Genomic DNA, 17,968 nt, shown 5'->3' with positions numbered 1-17,968 from the left:
GGAGCGCCGTTGACCCGGTGTTCGGACTGCAAAGGGGCACACCAAATGCATATGACTACCCCCATCGCTCGATTGGACGTGGAGCAGGCCGAAGCAAGGATCGCCTGGGTCTCCCAGGCCCGATGCAAGGAAGTGGACCCCGACCAGCTGTTCGTACGCGGTGCAGCGCAGCGCAAAGCGGCGACGATCTGCCGGCACTGCCCCGTCCTGATGGAGTGCGGTGCCGATGCCCTGGACAATCGAGTGGAGTTCGGTGTGTGGGGTGGGATGACCGAGCGGCAGCGGCGCGCGCTGCTCAAGCAGCATCCGGAGGTGACGTCCTGGGCGGAGTTCTTCCGCGCCCAGCGCAACCAGAAAATCGCGATCTGAGGATCTTGCCGACAACGGACCGAGCCCGCATCCGCGGGCTCGACCCGTTTCCGGGGTCGGTCGGCGTCCTGCTCGAGCGTTGACCACCCTGTTGCCGAGGCGGTGTCGAGGGCGCCGCTCAGGCGATGTGGGCCCCGGTCGAGTCGAAGAGTTGATCGGCGACAGCACGCAGCGCGCGCAGATCCGAGACCTCGAACGGCAGCGCCGTCACCGCGACGATCGGCACCCGGGGGTGTGCGCCGGTGAACCGATGCAGCAGATGCTGTTCGCGCTTGGCGGTGCTGGCGCGATGCGCGTGGATGCGAAGTACGTCGGCTGCCAGCGCGCGCGGATCGGAGGTCGCGTCGTCGTCGGATTCCGCGCTGACGGTCCCGCCGGGGACGCCGTTGCCGCTCGCGGGGGCGAGCCGGTCGGCGGCCGCCGCGGCCTGCTCGGCCGACAGCGAGCACAGCGCCGGATGGGTGCGGTTCAGCACCAGCCCGGCCAGCGGCATCGCATCGGTGGAGAGCCGATCGACGAAGAACGACGCCTCGCGCAGCGCGTCGGGTTCGGCCGCGGCCACCACCAGGAAGTGCGTCCCGGGCCGGGACAGCATCGCGTAGGTGCGATTGGCGCGATCCTGGAAGCCGCCGAACATCGACTCCAGCGACTGCAGGAACAGTGACGCGTCCTTGAGCATCTGGCCGCCCACGATCGTGGACACGCCGCGCACCGCCAGGCTCATCGCGCCGGTCACGAACCGGCCCACACCGCGTCCGGGGGCCATGATGACGCGAATCATGCGGCCGTTCAGGAAGTTTCCGAGTCGTTTGGGCGCGTCGAGGAAGTCCAGTGCGTTGCGTGAGGGCGGGGTGTCCACGATGATCAGGTCCCACTCCTTGCGACCGACCAGCTGGCCCAGCTTCTCCATCGCCATGTACTCCTGCGTCCCGCCGAAGGACGAGGCCACGGTCTGATAGAAGGGGTTCGCGAAGATCTGTTCGGCCTTGTCCGGGGTGGTGTGCTCGAGCACCATCTCGTCGAAGGTGCGGCGCATGTTCAGCATCATCGCGAACAGTTCGCCCTTCGCCTCCGGGCCGAGCTGCACGCGTTGCGGGCTGTTGCCCAGATCGCTCACACCCAGCGACTGGGCCAGGCGCCGGGCCGGATCGATGGTCAGCACGACGACCTTGCGGCCCGATTCGGCCGCCCGCAGTGCGATGGCCGCGGCCGTGGTCGTCTTGCCGACGCCGCCACTGCCGCAGCAGACCACCACGCGGGCCGACGGGTCCCCGACGATCGTCGAAATATCGAGCGGGACTGCGGTACTCGGAACGGTCATCAGCGAACTCCCTGAGTGCTCAGATGCTCGGCCAGCTCGTACAGGCCGCCCAGGTCCATACCGTCGGGCAGGGCGGGCAGATACAGCCGGGAGATGTCCACCCGGGACAGTTCGGCCGAACTGTCGTCCTGGGCGCGCAGGGTCGCGCTGTGCTGCACCGTCTCCTCCACGATCCCCTGGAAGTCCTTGTCGGACAGGATGATTCCCGCATCGTGCAATCCGGTGCGCAGGGCTTGGACGTCGAGGTCGCCGTCCGCGGCGCGGGCACGCATGGTGGCGGGCAGAAAGCCCTCGGTGGCGCGGTTGACGATCACCGTGCCGATCCGGAAATCCGCTTCGGTCAGTTCCGCGACGGCGTCGGCGGTCTCCTGCACCGGCAGCGCCTCGAGCAGCGTCACCAGGTGCACGACGGTCTGCTCGGAGTGCAGCAGATTCGACACGCCCTCGGCCTGCGAGGCGATCGGGCCGCCCTTGGCCATATCGACCATGGCCTTGGTGACGTCGAGGAATCCGGCGATGCGGCCGGTCGGCGGCGCGTCGACCACGATCTCGTCGTAGACCGGGCGGGTCCGGTTACCGGACTTCTCGGTGCGCACCACGCATTCCTTGATCTTGCCGGTCAGAATGACGTCCTTGAGACCCGGCGCGATCGTGGTGACGAATTCGATGGCGCCCATCCGGCGCATCGCCCGGCCCGCGAAGCCGAGGTTGTAGAACATCTCCATGTATTCGAGGAAGGCGTGTTCGATATCGAGCGCCAAGGCCATGACCTCGCCGCCGCCGTCGGCGGTCGCGATCTTGGTCTCGGTCGGCGGCAGCGGCGGCAGATCGAACAGCTGCGCGATGGATTGCCGCCCCTCCACCTCGACCAGCAGCACCCGCCGCCCACCCGCCGCGAGAGCCAGCGCCAGCGCCGCGGCCACCGTCGACTTCCCGGTGCCGCCCTTCCCGGAAACGTAGTGCAGCCGGGCCTTGTCCGCCCGCTCCGGCCAACCTAACTCGGGCCCCGCTTCACTGGAAACGGGCGCTGCTATCGGTGCTCCCACGTTCGCGAGCCTATAGCCCGTTGGGAAAATCCCACCAAGCGATCCACCAACTGTCTGGTACACCACAGTGTCTTTGGCCTCCGCTTCGCTCCGGCGGTTCGCGGCCCCCGAAGTCTCACCGATGAGCCCCGTGTCGGGTACTCGTTCCTCGCACCCGCCACGCGCCTCATCGGCGAGACGGGCCGCGAACTGTGGTTGATTGCCTCCGCTCCGCTCCGGCTGTTCGCGGCCCCCTTGGTCTCACCGATGAGCCCCGTGTCGGGTACTCGTTCCTCGCACCCGCCACGCGTCTCATCGGCGAGACGGGCCGCGAACTGTGTCTGATTGCCTCCGCTTCGCTTCGGCTGTTCGCGGCCTCCGGGGTCTCGCCGGTCGGCCTCGTGTCGGGTACTCGTTCCTCGCACCCGCCACGCGTCCGACCGGCGAGACGGGCCGCGAACTTCGGTGTCGGCGTTGTTCGAGGTTGGTGGAACGAGGTGTGTGGGTGCATGTGTCCAGGGATGGGGCACCGAATTGGGGCGAGCCCAAAGGTTCTCGGGGGTGGGGTGCACCTATACGCTCGGGCGCATGAGTGATGTGACGCAGTGGGAATACGCGACCGTGCCGTTGCTGACGCATGCGACCAAGCAGATTCTGGATCAGTGGGGTGCGGACGGCTGGGAGTTGGTCACGGTGCTGCCGGGGCCGACCGGTGAGCAGCACGTGGCCTACCTCAAGCGGGTGAAGGGCTGATGGCGCAGGACTGGCGGGAGAATCTGAGCCGACTCGGCCTCGGGCTGCCGGCCGTGGCCGCCCCGGCGGGCGCGTACATCCCGGCGCTGCGCAGCGGATCGCTGGTCTACACCTCCGGTCAGCTGCCGTTCGTCGGCGGTGAGCTGTCGGCCGTCGGCAAGGTCGGCGCCGAGGTGAGTCTCGAACAGGCCAAGCAGGCGGCCCAGCTGTGCGCGCTCAACGCGCTCGCGGCGGTCCACGACCTGGTCGGGCTGGACTCGGTCGTGCGGATCGTGAAGGTCGTCGGATTCGTCGCCTCCGCACCGGGATTCAACGATCAGCCGCAGGTGATCAACGGCGCCTCGGAACTCCTGGGCGAACTGTTCGGCGAAGCCGGTACGCACGCCCGCTCCGCGGTCGGCGTTTTCGAGCTGCCCAGGAACACTCCGGTCGAGGTGGAACTCATCGCCGAGGTGAGCTAGATCGTGGTGCGGCCCTGCACGAAATGCGGTAAGCAGGAATGAGGTTCGCGTGCCAAGCGAAGCAGAAGGACACAGCATGACGCTCACTCATCCGGCTTACGGGCAACTGCGGACGGTCACGCCGACTGCATCGGTACTGCTGGCGAACAACCCCAACCAGATGACCCTGCAGGGCACCAACACCTGGATTCTGCGTGCCCCCGGACGATCCGATTGCGTCGTGATCGATCCGGGGCCCAAGGATCGTGAGCACAGCGAGGCGATCGCGCGGGAGACCGGCGGAAATATCGCCCTCACCCTGATCACGCACCACCATCACGACCACACCGGCGGTATCGATCGGCTGACCAAGCTGACCGGCACCACGGTGCGCGCGGTCGATCCGGAACATCTGCGTGGTTCGGTCACACCGCTGACCGACGGCGAGGTCGTCGAGGCGGCCGGGCTGCGCATCACGGTGCTGGGCACCCCTGGGCACACCACCGATTCGGTGAGTTTCGTCCTCGACGACGCCGTACTCACCGGCGACACCGTGCTCGGCAGCGGAACCACCGTGCTCGAATCGCGCGACGGCGCGCTGGGCGACTACCTCTCCTCGATGGACCGCCTGCTCGAGGTGGCCCCCGGCCGGGCCCTGCTGCCCGCACACGGCCCCGATCACCCCGAGGCCGAGCCCGTCCTGCGCTACTACATCCAGCATCGCCAGGAGCGCCTGGAGCAGGTGCGCGCGGCACTGCGCGAACTGGGCCCGAACGCCAAGCCGCTACAGGTCGTCGCGAAGGTCTACGCCGACGTCGACAAGAAGCTGTGGCCCGCGGCCCGCAGCTCGGTCAAAGCCCAGCTGGCCTACCTGCGCAGCCAACAAAACTAAGCTGTGTCTTCGGCCTCCGCTTCGCTCCGGCGGGTTCGCGGCCCCCTGAGTCCCGTCGTTCGGCCCCGTGTCGGGCACTCGCACCCGCCACGCGTCCGAGCAACGGGACGGGCCGCGAACAGGTGTCGGCGTTGTCCGGGGTTGGCGGAACCAGGTGTGGTGGCGAGCGTCCCTGCACCGACAGGCGCTTCATCCGGGGCCGAAACAGCCCCGGATGACTCACATGTGGCGTGAATACGTCAGCGTGCTCGGCGGGCCAGACGCTCCGAATCGGAGATCAGCACGCTCTTGCCTTCCAGACGCAGCCAGCCGCGGTGCGCGAAATCGGCCAGGGCCTTGTTCACGGTCTCGCGGGAGGCGCCGACCAGCTGGGCGATCTCCTCCTGGGTGAGGTCGTGCGTGACGCGCAGCGCGCCGGCCTCCTGCGTGCCGAACCGCTGGGCCAGCGTCAGCAGCGCCTTCGCCACACGTCCGGGGACGTCGGTGAAGATCAGGTCGGCCAGGTTGTTGTTGGTGCGGCGCAGACGCCGGGCCAACACGCGCAGCAGCTGCTCGGCGATCTCCGGCCGCTGATCGATCCACGACTTGAGCGCGTCGCGGTCCATGGTGACCGCGCGTACCTCGGTCACGGTGGTGGCGGTCGAGGTGCGCGGACCCGGGTCGAAGATCGACAGTTCGCCGAACATGTCCGACGGACCCATGATGGTCAGCAGATTCTCTCGCCCGTCGGGCGAGCGACGGCCGATCTTCACCTTGCCGGAGGTGATGATGAACAGCCGGTCGCCCGGCTCACCCTCGTTGAAGATGATGTGTCCGCGGGGAAAGTCCACGGGCTGTAGTTGTTTGGCGAGAGCTGCCACTGCGGTGGGCTCGACGCCTTGGAAGATGCCTGCTCTGGCGAGGGCCTCGTCCACGAATGTGCTCCTTATGGGAATTGACGGTGTACTGGCGGCGCCAGCGGGTCCCTACGTGGTGACGACGCAAGCTGCCGCCTGCGGGCCCGTCGCTGTCGCCCCGGCTCGTGCCGAAGCGGCCGACAGTGCAGTCTACTTTGCATGCGGACAGCGTAGTGACAGACACCACGTAGATGCGGTTGGTGAAACGACCGCGATGCCCGAATGGTTCCCGCCGCACCCGTGTCGCGTCGGCGCGGCGCGCCGGATCAGCTCGCCTGTGCGACGTCCAGTTCGTCGCCGCGGGTACGTCTGCGGCCGGGATGAGCCGCGGCGGCCGGTACACCCAGCTTCGCGAGCTCGTTGACCTCGGCATTGCTGGCACGTTCGAGGTATTGCTGGACCTCTTCTTCCGGTTCGAGCAGTTTGCGAAGCCGATTTTCGACGCGTTCCATGAACAGCGCGAACAGCATCAGCACCACCGGGAAGAGCACCACAGCGAGTCCTTGCATATCGAGGAGTAAACACGGAGAAGGTCTCAGATGGAACACGGGAGGCATTCTCTGTCGCCTCGATCACCCTGTGAACGTCGCCGTCACACCCGCGATCGAGCCGATTTCCCCGGGTCGCACGACTCATTGACGGGCTGTTGTCGGAGGGGTTCCGTATGGTGGACGAGTGCGTAAACCCGCCGCCACCGCTCCCAGCGCCGCCGCCGAACCGCGGCGGCGCGACACGTCCGCTTCTCGTACGGCCAAATTCGCTGCCGAGACCAGGCTCGGCCTGGTACGTCGGGCGCGTCGGATGAATCGGACACTCACGCTGGCATTCCCGGATGCGCACTGCGAGCTCGATTTCACGAACCCGCTCGAATTGGCGGTCGCCACAATCCTTTCCGCGCAATGCACCGATGTGCGGGTGAATATGACCACACCCGCGCTGTTCGCCCGCTACCGTGATGCGCGCGGCTATGCCGAGGCCGATCGCACCGAACTCGAGGAGTACATCCGCCCGACCGGCTTCTATCGCAACAAGGCGTCCTCGCTGATCGGTCTGGGCCAGGCTCTGCTGGAACGGCACGACGGCGTACTCCCCGGAAATCTGGACGAATTGGTCAAATTGCCGGGAATCGGTCGCAAGACTGCGAATGTCATTCTGGGCAACGCCTTCGACGTGCCGGGTATCACGGTCGACACGCATTTCGGGCGGCTGGTGCGGCGCTGGGGCTGGACCACCGAGGAGGATCCGGTCAAGGTCGAGCACATCGTCGGCGAGCTGATCGAGCGCAAGGAGTGGACCATGCTCTCGCACCGGGTGATCTTTCACGGTCGCCGGGTGTGTCATGCCCGCAAACCCGCGTGCGGCGCCTGCCTGCTGGCCAAGGACTGCCCGTCCTTCGGGACCGGTCCGACCGATCCGGTCGCCGCGGCCGCGCTGGTCAAGGGACCGGAGGCGGAGCATCTGCTCGAACTGGTGGGCCGGTGAGGTCGATTCCCACGGCCTGGCGATGGACATTCGTCGGTTTGATCGTGATCGTCGCGCTCGCGGTGGCGCTGTGGCCTCGCGGAGTCCACGAAAACCGTCCCGGCGCAACGGCGACCGCGGCAAAGGTGCCCGCCGCCGTGAGCAGCGGGCAGCGCTCGGCCGCTGCCCTGGCCGATTGCCCGACGGCCACCACACCGGGTCCGGCGAAGGGTCCGCTGGCCGGTATCGGCCTGGACTGCCTGGCGAACGGCCGGCAGGTGGATCTGGGCGCTGCCCTGGCCGGTAAACCCGCCCTGCTGAATCTGTGGGCGTACTGGTGCGGGCCCTGCGCCGAGGAACTGCCCGCGTTGCAGCAGTTCGCCGATCGCGTCGGCTCGGCGATGACGGTGCTCACCGTGCACAGCGATCCGAACGAGTCGATGGCCCTGGCCCGGCTGCAGGATCTGAAGGTTCATCTGCCCGGCGTGCAGGACGGTGACGGCCGGGTGCGGAGCGCGGTCGGAGCGGTTCCGGCGCTGCCGATCTCGGTGCTGGTCCGCGCCGACGGTTCGATCGCGAAGGTCGTATCGCGCCCGTTCGCCGACGTCGCGGACATCAGCGAGACGGTCGCCGCCGAACTGGGGGTGCGTGCATGACCGACGGCGATCGGGGTGGCCGTCGCGCGCACGGTGTCGGATGCGGCTACCGTGCTCGAGACCGGTCCGATACGGCTGCCGCGGGCAGCCCGGCCGCCGCGGGCGGTGATCACGGCGACGAGGCCGGAGGAGGCAGAGTGCGCGACCGCGAGGGGCGCGAGGAGTCCGGCGCGCGCCCGGATCTGGTGACCGAGGGCATCCCGTCCTGGCTGCGCGGCGTCGTCGAACGCAAACCGGCCGACCCGACCGGGACCAACCCGGTGCTGAATCGGACGGCGATGCGGCAGGTCGCGGCCGCGGCGATGCGCCCGCGTCAGGCCTCGGTGCTCGTCCTGTTCGGCGGCTCGCCCGAAGCCGACCCGGCGGCGCCGGGTGGACTGCCCGCCGATGCGGATGTGCTGCTCACCCAGCGCGCGGCCACGTTGCGTCAGCATCGCGGCCAGGTCGCCTTTCCGGGCGGCGGGGTGGAATCCGGCGATCGCGGCCCGGTCGACACCGCGTTACGCGAGGCATGGGAGGAGACCGGCCTGGAGCGCGCGGGCGTGGATCCGCTCGCGGTGCTGCCGAAGATCTTCGTACCGCCCTCGCGGTTCGACGTGACGCCGGTGCTCGCGTACTGGCGCACGCCCGGCGAGGTGCGGGTGGTCAGCGAGACCGAGGCCGCGCGGGTGGCGCGGGTGCGGATCGCGGACCTCATCGATCCGGCGAATCGGTTCGTGGTGCGGCATCCGCTGGGGTACATGAGCCCGGCGTTCGAGGTCGACAGCATGCTCGTCTGGGGATTCACCGCCGGTGTACTGGCCGGTCTGCTGGCGGTTTCGGGATGGGAGCGCGAATGGGATCCGCACGACGTGCGTGATCTGCGGGCCGCGCTCGAGGCAGTGGGGATGACGTTATGAGTCGGTCGGGTTCGCGGCCGGCAGGGCCGCGTCGATCGGCGGCATTGGGGAGGACACGATGACCTCGTCGGACTGGCTCGATATCGCGGTCGTGATCATCGCGCTGCTGGCCGCCTCCTCGGGCTGGCGGCAGGGTGCGGTGGCTTCCGCGCTGGCCTTCCTGGGCGTGATCCTGGGCGCGGTGGCGGGCATCCTGATCGCGCCGCACATCCTGATCCACATCGCCGAGGGCCGCAAACGCGTCCTGGTCGGCGTGGTGCTGATCGTGGCGCTGGTGATCGTCGGCGAGGTGGCCGGCATGGTGCTGGGCCGCGCGGCCCGCAGCGGGATGCACAACACGTTCATCCGCGCCGTGGACAGCGTGGTGGGCGCGTGCCTGCAGCTGGTGGCGGTCCTGGCCACCGCCTGGCTGCTGGCGCTGCCGCTGGCCTCCTCCTCGCAACCGGCGATCGCGGCCGCGGTGAACGGTTCGCGGGTGCTCTCGGAGGTCAACAAGGTCGCGCCGAACTGGCTGCGCCGGGTGCCCAACGAGTTCTCCCAGCTGCTCAACACCTCCGGGCTGCCGGATGTGATCGGTCCGTTCAGCCGCGCGCCGATCGCCGCGGTCGCCCCGCCGGACGGGAGCGTGCTCGACAGTCCGGTCGCGGTCAACCTGCAGCACAGCGTGTTGCGTATCCGCGGTGTCGCGTCGAGCTGTCAGCGGATGCTGGAGGGGTCGGGGTTCGTCGTCGCCCCCGAGCGGATCATGACCAACGCGCACGTGGTCGCCGGAACCAATTCCCTGCAGGTGGATACCGCCAAGGGGCCGCTGGATGCCACCGTGGTGCTGTTCGATCCGTCCAAGGATGTGGCGGTGCTGGACGTGCCCGGTCTGCAGGCGCCGGTGATCCCGCTGGCTTCGGGTGCCGCGACCTCGGGTGAGAGCTCGATCGTGCTCGGTTATCCGGGCGGCGGACCGTACACCGCCAGCGCGGCGCGCGTGCGCGAGACGCTGAATCTGACCGGACCCAACATCTACAAGAGCGATACCGTCGAGCGCGAGGTCTACACCGTGCGCGGCAAGGTCCGGGCGGGCAATTCCGGTGGGCCGCTGGTGGATACGCAGGGTGACGTGCTGGGCGTGGTGTTCGGCGCGGCCGTCACCGACGAGGACACCGGATACGTGCTGACCTTGAAGGAGGTCAGGTCCGATCTCGACGCCGCGGCAGGCCGCACGGCCGCCGTGGGCACCGGCCAGTGCGTCCTGAGCTAGCCCGCCTCCCCGCGACTTCAGCGTGTCGTTGGGGGCGGGGAGGCCAGGTGTCGGGCCGGCGGTCAGGCGGTTGGTTGCCGTTCGGGCGTACCCGGTGAGTTACCGATGTTCGTGCGAGATCGGTTGTCGCCCTTGGTTTTTCAGGATAGGAGTTTCGCGAGTTCGGCGGTGACTTCCTGTGGTCTCTCCTGATGGGCGAAATGGCCTGCGCCGGTGAGGGATACGATTCGGCGGTCGGGGGAGAGGCGTTGGCCGCGGCGGATGGTGGCGTCGAGGATGTAGCCGTCCGATTCGCCGTGTAGGGCCAGGACAGGGATGCGGACCGGTTCGCGCATCGCGGACATGAAGCGATGGCCGTCGGGACGCCACTGGCTGCGGAACGCCCAGCGCTGATATTCCAGGGCGCAGTGCGCAGTGCCGGAGATTCGGATGGCCGCGCGCATCCGGCGGGCGGTGTCGACGAAATCTGCCGATCCGGCCCAGTCGGTTCCGGCCCGCTGCCGCAGCAGCCGTTCCACCTCGAATCCGTCCCGGGTGGTCAGCAGACGTTCGCCGTAGCGCGGCGGTTGATAGCGCAGGAAGTTCGGCAGCCACATCCGGCGCTGCCGTCCATCGCGCAGCACGGCCTGTTTGAGCGCTACCGGATGCGGCGAACTCACCACCGCGATCGAGCGCACCAGCCGCGGATGCAGGACCGCGGTCGCCCAGCACACCAGTCCGCCCTCGGCGTGGCCGACCAGGGTGGCGTCGGTGTGACCCAGCGCGCGGATGAGTCCGGCGACGTCACCGGCGAGCGTCCAGCCGTCGTAGCCGCGCGGTGGCTTGTCCGAATCGCCGTATCCGCGCAGATCGACCGCGATCGCGCGGTACCCGAGGTCGGCCAGGCCGGTCAGCTGATGCCGCCAGGACCACCAGAAATCGCCGAATCCGTGCAGCAGCAGGACCAGCGGGGTATCGGTCTCCGCCGTATCGTCTCCGCGCACGCCGGATCCGGAGGTGGGCGCCGCCTCGGCGATGTGGAATCGAATGCCGTTGGCATGCACGTCCTTGTGGATCCACGGTCCGTCGTAGCGGACGCTCGACGGATCCGGACTCGGAATAGACGACACGCCGGAAAGCGTAATCGGCGCGCTAGCGGCCGGACGTGTCGACCGCATCGTTGACATCCGACCCGTGTGCGCCGAGTCCCTGCGGCAGCACGGTCCGCGTCTCCTTCAGCGATTCGATGGTCTTGGCCGGCGCCCGAAGTTTGCGCACCTTCATGTAGCCGAGCACCGCGAACGCCACCGTGGCCACGATCATCAGCGCGAACACGATCAGGAAGGCCGCCCAGCGGTAGAGCCACACATCGAGCAGTTCGGCGACGAAGAAGAAAAAGAAGAAGGTCGAGAACAGCAGGATCGTCAGCGCGACGATGAAGAAGACGCTGCCCTGCAGGCCCTTGCGGATTTCCCCGGTCACCTCGGCCTTGGCCAGCGCCACCTCGGCGCGGACCAGGGTCGACATCTGTTCGGTGGCATCGCGAACCAGGTCTCCGATGCTCGCGGTGCGCGTGGTATCGACCTCGGACAGCGGAATAGAGGTAATGGCCCGGCCACTTTCGGCGCCCTGCCCGTTACCGCCCTGTGTGAAGCTCAATGCTCGACCCTTCTCCCTGTCCCTGTGCTGTCCGGCCTAGGCTCTGCTCAACGGCAGCTCGCGGTTGCGTCCGCGCCGCACTCCCGTCGAGTACAGCTTGCCGCAACACTAACTGTATCTTCGGCCTCCGCTCCGCTCCGGCGCGCTTTAGCCTCGGCCTCCGCTGCGCTCCGGCTGTTTTTCGGCGCCCTGAGACTCGCCGTTCAGCGACCGCCGCTTGCTCCTTCGGCGCGTACGCGGCGGTCACTGAACGGCGAGCCGCGCCGAAAAACCTTGGGGTGTCGTTGTTTTGCCTATCGCTTCGCGGGCGAGCTCCGGCGGACGGAGACGCTTCGCCGCTGGGTGCGTCGGTGGTTGCGCTCAGTCGTTCGGGTGCGCTGGTGGGCGAGCTGTGAGATGGTCCGGATACGCGACGGCCCGGAGTGCCGAAGCGCTCCGGGCCCGCGGATTCGAATGTGGTGTTACCAGTTGGTCTTCTGGGTGCGGATGGCTTCGAAGACGTTGGGGTCGACCAGGGTCGAGGTGTCGCCGAGTTCGCGGCCTTCGGCGACATCGCGCAGGAGGCGGCGCATGATCTTGCCCGAGCGGGTCTTGGGGAGTTCGGGCACGATGTGGATCTCGCGGGGGCGGGCGATGGGGCTGATCTCCCGGGAGACTTCGGCTTTGAGTTCGGCGACGAGGTCCTGGCCGGTGTTCTTGGCTTCCGCGGTCAGGATGACGAACGCGACGATGCCCTGTCCGGTGGTCTCGTCGCTGGCGCCGACGACGGCGGCTTCGGCGACGCCGGAGTGACCGACGAGTGCGGATTCGACCTCGGCGGTGGAGATGCGGTGTCCCGAGACGTTCATGACGTCGTCCACGCGGCCCAGCACCCACAGGTCACCGTCGGCGTCGAGTTTCGCGCCGTCGCCGGCGAAGTACCAGCCCTTGTCGCCGTAGCGTTCCCAGTAGGTGGCCTTGTAGCGTTCGGGATCGCCCCAGATGCCGCGCAGCATCGAGGGCCACGGCTGATCCAGGACCAGGTAGCCGTTGGCTTCGGTCTCGCCGAGGGGGACCGGGTTGCCCTCCTCGTCCACGACCTTCGCCGAGATGCCCGGCAGCGGGGCCATGGCCGCGCCCGGTTTGGTGGTGGTCACGCCGGGCAGCGGGGAGATCATGATCGCGCCGGTCTCGGTCTGCCACCAGGTGTCCACGATGGGTGCGGAGTTCGCGCCGATGACCTCGCGGTACCAGCGCCACGCTTCGGGGTTGATCGGCTCGCCGACGCTGCCCAGTACGCGGATCGAGGACAGGTCGTGGGCGTCGGGGATCTCCCGGCCCCACTTCATGAAGGTGCGCACCAGGGTGGGTGCGATGTAATAGATTGTGACGCCGTACTTTTCGATGATCTGCCAGTGCCGGTGCTCATCGGGGAAGTTCGGGGTGCCCTCGTAGACGACCTGGGTCGCGCGGTTGGCCAGGGGGCCGTACACGATGTAACTGTGCCCGGTGACCCAGCCGATGTCCGCGGTGCACCAGTAGACGTCCTGTCCCGCTTTGTGGTCGAAGACGTTGTGGTGGGTGTAGGCGACCTGCGTGAGGTATCCGCCGGTGGTGTGCAGGATGCCCTTGGGTTTTCCGGTGGTGCCCGAGGTGTACAGGATGTACAGCGGGTGCTCGGCCTCGAACGCTTGGGCCTCGTGCTCGGTGTCGGCTTCGGCGACGGTGTCGTGCCACCAGAGGTCGCGGCCGTCGGTCCAGGGCACCTCGATTTCGGTGCGGCGCACCACGAGTACGTGTTCGACGCTGTGCAAGCCCCCGATCAGGGCTTCGTCGACGGCCTCCTTGAGCGGGGCGGACTTACCGCGTCGCCACTGACCGTCGGTGGTGATGACCAGCCGGGCGGCGGCGTCGTCGATGCGCTGGCGCAGGGCGCTGGGGGAGAAACCGGCGAACACGACCGAATGCGTCAGGCCCAGGCGCGCGCACGCGAGCATGGAGACGATCGCCTCGGGCACCATCGGCATGTAGATCGCGACGCGGTCACCGGCCTGCAGACCCAGTTCGGTCAGGTAGTTCGCGGCCTGGGAGACCTCGGTCAGCAGTTGTGCGTAGGTGATGGCGCGGGAGTCGCCGGGCTCACCCTCCCAGTGGATGGCGACCTGATCGCCGTGGCCGTCGTCGACGTGCCGGTCCACGCAGTTGTAGGCGACGTTGAGCTTGCCGTCGCCGAACCAGCGGGCGACCGGAGCGTCGTCCCAGTCCAGGACGCGACTGAAGGGTTCGTGCCAGTGCAGCCGGTGCGCCTGTTCGGTCCAGAACGCGTCGCGGTCCGCGGCGGACCGATCGTACAGGGACGCATCGGCGTTGGCCGCGGCGGCGAATTCCGCGGTCGGCGGATACGCCTTCAGGTGATCAGCGGTGTTCTCGGTCATCTCGCCTCTTCTTTCGCATGCCTTCGGCCGGGGGTGAGCGCGGCCACATTCCGACAGTAACGGACCGGGATCGGCGTCGTGGTCAGGTCCCGAGGGTCGATACGCCGCCGACTCCGTTGTCCGGCGCGGACCGGTGGTGACACGGCGATCGGACGGTCAACTCGTCGCTGTGCCTAGCCAATTGTGCAAAGTGCTACTCGAATCGGCCGCAATGCGTCAACGATGTTGCCGGTTTGCTAACACGAGTGACGAACCGGGGTCGATCCGCTGACAACAACCGGTTGTATGGCTAATGTCCGATTCACCTATGGCGATCGTCCGGCCCGTGCAGGAGATCCCGTGCACGCCGCCGGTCGCTTCGCCCGTCCTGAAATCGGGAGAATGCGTTGAGAGTCAAGACGATTACCGCGCTGGCCGCGGCGGCATTATTGGCGGCAGGGCTGGCACTGACGGCCTGCTCGTCCGGGGACGGAGGTGTGGACGCGGGGGTTGTGACCACGTTCGCTTCGGAACCGCAGAATCCGCTGGTCCCGACCAATACCAACGAGAACATGGGTGGTCGGGTCGTCGATCGGTTGTGGGCCGGGCTGAAGTACTACGACGCCGACGGCAACGCGCACGACGAGATGGCGAAGTCGATCGACACGACCGATCGTCAGCACTACACGATCACCATCAAGCCGGACTGGAAGTTCACCAATGGTGAACCGGTGACGGCGAAGTCGTTCGTCGACGCCTGGAACTACGGCGCGCTCAGCACGAACGGCCAGAACCAGAACTGGGTGTTCAGCCTGATCCAGGGCTATGACGACCTGGCCGCGAATCCGCCCAAGGCGCAGACGATGTCGGGTCTGAAGGTGGTCGACGACCACACCTTCACCGTGGATCTGAAGAATCCGTCGATCGACTTCACCCTGCAACTGGGCTTCGCGCCGTACTACCCGCTGCCCAGCGTGGCCTACAAGGACATGAAGGCGTTCGGCGAGAATCCGATCGGCAACGGCCCGTACAAGTTCGCGCGCAACGGCGCCTGGCAGCACCAGGTTTCGATCGACCTGGTGACCAACCCGGACTATCACGGTGGCCGGCCGCCCAAGAACAAGGGCCTGCAGTTCAAGATGTATCAGAGCTACGAGGCCGGCTACAACGACCTGCTCGGCGGCAATCTGGACACCATCGACCGGATCCCGAACAACGCGCTGACCACCTTCAAGAAGGACCTCGGCGACCGCGCCATCGTGAAGCCGACCGCGCAGAGCGAACACATCGGCATCCAGAGCTCGCTGCCGCACTTCGGCGGTCAGGAGGGTCTGCTGCGGCGCAAGGCCATTTCGATGGCGATCAACCGAGAGCAGATCTCCGACACCATCTTCCACGGCACCAAGGGCCCGGCGAAGGATTTCACCGCCACCACGCTGCCCGGATTCAACCCGAACGTGCCGGGTAACGAAGTGCTGCAATACAACCCGTCCGAGGCGAAGAAGGTGTGGGCGGAGGCCGACGCGATCTCGCCGTGGTCGGGCAAGTTCGAGATCGCCTACAACGCGGACGGCACCCATCAGGCGTGGGTCGAGGCCACCGCGAACAGCATCAAGAACACCCTGGGCATCGACGCGTCGGCCACTCCGCTGCCGACGTTCAAGCAGATCCGGGATCAGGTGCACAGCAAGACGATCGGCAAGGCATTCCGCTACGGCTGGCAGGGCGACTACCCGTCCATGCTGGAATTCCTGACCTCGCAGTACCAGACCGGTTCGGAAACCAACGACGTCGGCTACTCCGATCCCGAGTTCGACAACCTGCTGGTCCAGGCTCAGTCCGCGGCGACGCCGGAGGACTCCTACAAGGTGATCACCCAGGCCCAGGCGGTGCTGTTCCGCGACATGGCCGACATCCCGGTGCTGGATTACAAAGGCACGGGCGGCTATTCGGAGAACGTGAAGTCGGCCAAGCTGGCCTGGTCCGGCTTGTTCGACTTCGAGAACATCGAGAAGAACTAGTTGCTGGAAGCCGGGGCAGTGCCGACTCGCTCATCGGCGGATCGGCACTGCCCCGGCCATCGACCGCGGAGGCACTCATGGCCTGGTATGTCGTGCGGCGACTGCTTCAGATGATTCCCGTCTTCATCGGGGCGACGCTGCTCGTGTACGCAATGATCTTCCTCATCCCGGGTGATCCGATCCGGGCACTGGCCGGCGACAAGCCGATGACGCCGGGGCTGGAAGCCGCATTGCGTGCTCGCTACCATCTCGATCAGCCGTTCATCATTCAATATCTGGATTATCTGAAGGGCATCTTCACTCTCGACTTCGGCACGGCGTTCTCCGGTCGCCCGGTGCGCGCCGAGCTGGCGCGGGCGTTCCCGATCACGTTGCGGCTCAGCGTGATCGCCCTGGTGGTGGAGACCGTCTTCGGGGTGGCGTTCGGCCTGGTCGCCGGGCTGCGCAAGGGGAAGCTGTTCGATTCGACGCTGCTGGTGATCAGTCTGGTCATCATCGCGGTGCCGATTTTCGTCGTGGGCTTTCTCGCGCAATTCCTGCTCGGCGTGAAGTGGGGCATCGCGCCGGTCACCGTTTCCGGTAAGGCTCCCTGGGGACAGTTGATCGTCCCGGGGATCGTGCTCGGGTCGCTGTCGTTCGCCTATGTACTGCGCCTGACCCGAAATTCGGTGGCGGAGAACATGACCGCCGATTACGTCCGCACCGCGACGGCGAAGGGCCTGAGCCGGCGACGGGTGATCACCGTGCACATCCTGCGCAATTCGATGGTCCCTGTTGTCACCTTCCTCGGCACCGATCTGGGCGCGCTGATGGCGGGCGCGGTGGTCACCGAGGGCATCTTCAACATTCCGGGCGTGGGCGGCACACTGTTCCAGGCGGTCATCCGCGGTGAGGCGCCGACCGTGGTGTCCTTCGTCACCGTGCTGATCGTCATCTTCCTGCTGTCGAACCTCGTCGTCGACCTGCTCTATGCCGCCCTCGACCCACGGATTCGCTATGCCTGACAATGATTACGGCGTCGATCGCCGTACCCAGGAGTACTACGTCGCGCCGCCGGACGAGGTCGAGGTGCTGGCCACCGACCGTGTCGAGGACGGCGGTTCGCCGACCAGCATCTGGCGTGATGCCTGGCGGCAGTTGCGGCGCAATCCGATCTTCCTGGTCGGCGCGGTGCTGATCGTGATCGTGCTGCTCGTCGCGGCCTGGCCGCAGCTGTTCACCGGTCAGGATCCGCGTTACTGCGATACCGCGCTGAGTATGGCCGCGCATCGCTCGGGTCATCCGTTCGGATTCGATCTGCAGGGATGTGATGTCTACGCGCGCACCATCTACGGCACCCGGGCCTCGGTGCTCTGCGGTATCGGTGCGGCGATCCTGTTCGTGCTGATCGGTGGCACGCTCGGCGCGATCGCCGGGTTCTACGGCGGCATCCTGGACTCGGTGGTGTCCCGGTTGGCCGAGATCTTCTTCGCGCTGCCGCTGGTCCTGGCGGCGATCGTGCTGATGCAGCTGCTGAACTCGCGCACGATCTGGACGGTGATCCTGATTCTGGCCGCGTTCACCTGGCCGCAGGCGGCCCGCATTGCGCGCGGTGCGGTCATCGAGGCCAAGAACAGCGAATATGTCACGGCGGCAAAGGCATTGGGAGTGTCGCCGCTGCGCACGCTGATCCGGCATGTGCTGCCGAACTCGGCCGGGCCGCTGATCGTGGTGGCCACCATCTGGCTGGGCGTGTTCATCGTGACCGAGGCGACGCTGTCGTATCTCGGTGTGGGCCTGCCGCGCACCGTCGTGTCCTGGGGTGCGGACATCGCCGCCGATCAGCAGTCGATCCGCACCTCGGCGATCCTGTTCTATCCCGCAACGGCATTGGCGCTGACGGTGCTGAGCTTCATCCTGCTCGGCGACGCGGTGCGTGATGCGCTCGATCCGAAAGCGCGTAAGAGGTGAGT

18 protein-coding genes are annotated in these 17,968 nt (G+C 67.2%); 11 read left to right on the top strand and 7 right to left on the bottom strand.

Going from position 1 to position 17,968, the window contains the following annotated elements; genetic code table 11:
- Positions 1–45: 45 nt before the first annotated feature.
- Positions 46–369 carry a WhiB family transcriptional regulator gene (locus K7711_RS05165; protein WP_040817773.1) on the top strand — a complete coding sequence of 108 codons (324 nt, stop codon included), beginning with the start codon at positions 46–48 and terminating at the stop codon, positions 367–369.
- Positions 370–487: 118 nt separating this feature from the next.
- Here K7711_RS05165 and bagB read toward each other — a convergent pair whose 3' ends face one another.
- Both bagB and bagA read right to left on the bottom strand, forming a co-directional pair.
- Positions 488–1,690, bottom strand: coding sequence for an ATPase BagB (gene bagB / locus K7711_RS05160; RefSeq protein WP_222965275.1), 1,203 nt, complete (start codon positions 1,688–1,690; stop codon positions 488–490).
- Positions 1,690–2,736 carry an ATPase BagA gene (bagA, locus tag K7711_RS05155; RefSeq protein ID WP_222965273.1) on the bottom strand — a complete coding sequence of 349 codons (1,047 nt, stop codon included), beginning with the start codon at positions 2,734–2,736 and terminating at the stop codon, positions 1,690–1,692. Before bagA ends, bagB begins: the two co-directional genes overlap by 1 nt.
- A gap of 567 nt (positions 2,737–3,303) precedes the next feature.
- Between bagA and sp36 the strand changes: the two genes are divergently transcribed.
- From sp36 to K7711_RS05140, 3 genes are all read left to right on the top strand, one after another.
- Positions 3,304–3,468, top strand: coding sequence for a Sp36 family protein (gene sp36, locus K7711_RS05150; RefSeq protein WP_085997622.1), 165 nt, complete (start codon positions 3,304–3,306; stop codon positions 3,466–3,468).
- Positions 3,468–3,929 carry a RidA family protein gene (locus K7711_RS05145; RefSeq protein WP_222965271.1) on the top strand — a complete coding sequence of 154 codons (462 nt, stop codon included), beginning with the start codon at positions 3,468–3,470 and terminating at the stop codon, positions 3,927–3,929. The genes sp36 and K7711_RS05145 overlap by 1 nt, the downstream gene beginning before the upstream one ends.
- A gap of 76 nt (positions 3,930–4,005) precedes the next feature.
- Positions 4,006–4,800 (top strand): MBL fold metallo-hydrolase, encoded by a 795-nt coding sequence (locus K7711_RS05140; RefSeq protein WP_222965270.1) that lies wholly within the window; start codon positions 4,006–4,008, stop codon positions 4,798–4,800.
- A gap of 239 nt (positions 4,801–5,039) precedes the next feature.
- Here the strand turns inward: K7711_RS05140 and K7711_RS05135 are convergent, their stop codons facing one another.
- Complete coding sequence (locus K7711_RS05135; RefSeq protein WP_067664335.1) at positions 5,040–5,714, bottom strand: Crp/Fnr family transcriptional regulator; 675 nt, start codon at positions 5,712–5,714, stop codon at positions 5,040–5,042.
- Between the two features lie 248 nt (positions 5,715–5,962).
- Complete coding sequence (locus tag K7711_RS05130) at positions 5,963–6,205, bottom strand: hypothetical protein (RefSeq protein ID WP_040817788.1); 243 nt, start codon at positions 6,203–6,205, stop codon at positions 5,963–5,965.
- A gap of 166 nt (positions 6,206–6,371) precedes the next feature.
- Here K7711_RS05130 and nth point away from each other — a divergent pair, with 166 nt between their 5' ends.
- From nth to K7711_RS05110, 4 genes are all read left to right on the top strand, one after another.
- Positions 6,372–7,178 carry an endonuclease III gene (nth, locus tag K7711_RS05125; RefSeq protein ID WP_222965268.1) on the top strand — a complete coding sequence of 269 codons (807 nt, stop codon included), beginning with the start codon at positions 6,372–6,374 and terminating at the stop codon, positions 7,176–7,178.
- 5 nt (positions 7,179–7,183) lie between these two features.
- Positions 7,184–7,813 carry a TlpA disulfide reductase family protein gene (locus K7711_RS05120; protein ID WP_222966708.1) on the top strand — a complete coding sequence of 210 codons (630 nt, stop codon included), beginning with the start codon at positions 7,184–7,186 and terminating at the stop codon, positions 7,811–7,813.
- 182 nt (positions 7,814–7,995) lie between these two features.
- Positions 7,996–8,712 (top strand): NUDIX hydrolase, encoded by a 717-nt coding sequence (locus tag K7711_RS05115; RefSeq protein WP_235746820.1) that lies wholly within the window; start codon positions 7,996–7,998, stop codon positions 8,710–8,712.
- Between the two features lie 58 nt (positions 8,713–8,770).
- A complete protein-coding gene (locus K7711_RS05110) occupies positions 8,771–9,964 on the top strand; it encodes a MarP family serine protease (RefSeq protein WP_040817794.1) in 1,194 nt (397 codons plus the stop codon).
- Positions 9,965–10,104: 140 nt separating this feature from the next.
- Here the strand turns inward: K7711_RS05110 and K7711_RS05105 are convergent, their stop codons facing one another.
- From K7711_RS05105 to acs, 3 genes are all read right to left on the bottom strand, one after another.
- Positions 10,105–11,064 carry an alpha/beta fold hydrolase gene (locus tag K7711_RS05105; RefSeq protein ID WP_372460115.1) on the bottom strand — a complete coding sequence of 320 codons (960 nt, stop codon included), beginning with the start codon at positions 11,062–11,064 and terminating at the stop codon, positions 10,105–10,107.
- A 31-nt stretch (positions 11,065–11,095) separates the two neighbouring features.
- A complete protein-coding gene (locus K7711_RS05100) occupies positions 11,096–11,602 on the bottom strand; it encodes a phage holin family protein (RefSeq protein WP_222965264.1) in 507 nt (168 codons plus the stop codon).
- A gap of 461 nt (positions 11,603–12,063) precedes the next feature.
- Positions 12,064–14,016, bottom strand: coding sequence for an acetate--CoA ligase (gene acs, locus K7711_RS05095; protein ID WP_222965262.1), 1,953 nt, complete (start codon positions 14,014–14,016; stop codon positions 12,064–12,066).
- A 386-nt stretch (positions 14,017–14,402) separates the two neighbouring features.
- Here acs and K7711_RS05090 point away from each other — a divergent pair, with 386 nt between their 5' ends.
- The 3 genes from K7711_RS05090 (at position 14,403) to K7711_RS05080 (ending at position 17,966) form a co-directional block, all read left to right on the top strand.
- Positions 14,403–16,016, top strand: coding sequence for a peptide ABC transporter substrate-binding protein (locus K7711_RS05090; RefSeq protein ID WP_235746560.1), 1,614 nt, complete (start codon positions 14,403–14,405; stop codon positions 16,014–16,016).
- Between the two features lie 77 nt (positions 16,017–16,093).
- Positions 16,094–17,020, top strand: a complete 927-nt coding sequence (locus K7711_RS05085; RefSeq protein ID WP_040828404.1) for an ABC transporter permease — start codon at positions 16,094–16,096, stop codon at positions 17,018–17,020.
- Positions 17,013–17,966 carry an ABC transporter permease gene (locus tag K7711_RS05080; protein ID WP_222965260.1) on the top strand — a complete coding sequence of 318 codons (954 nt, stop codon included), beginning with the start codon at positions 17,013–17,015 and terminating at the stop codon, positions 17,964–17,966. The genes K7711_RS05085 and K7711_RS05080 overlap by 8 nt, the downstream gene beginning before the upstream one ends.
- Positions 17,967–17,968: the final 2 nt, after the last annotated feature.

Origin of the sequence: Nocardia coffeae (assembly GCF_019890715.1) — a bacterium.
In the GTDB taxonomy this organism is placed as follows: domain Bacteria; phylum Actinomycetota; class Actinomycetes; order Mycobacteriales; family Mycobacteriaceae; genus Nocardia; species Nocardia jiangxiensis.
This window is presented reverse-complemented; position numbering and strand designations above follow the sequence as displayed.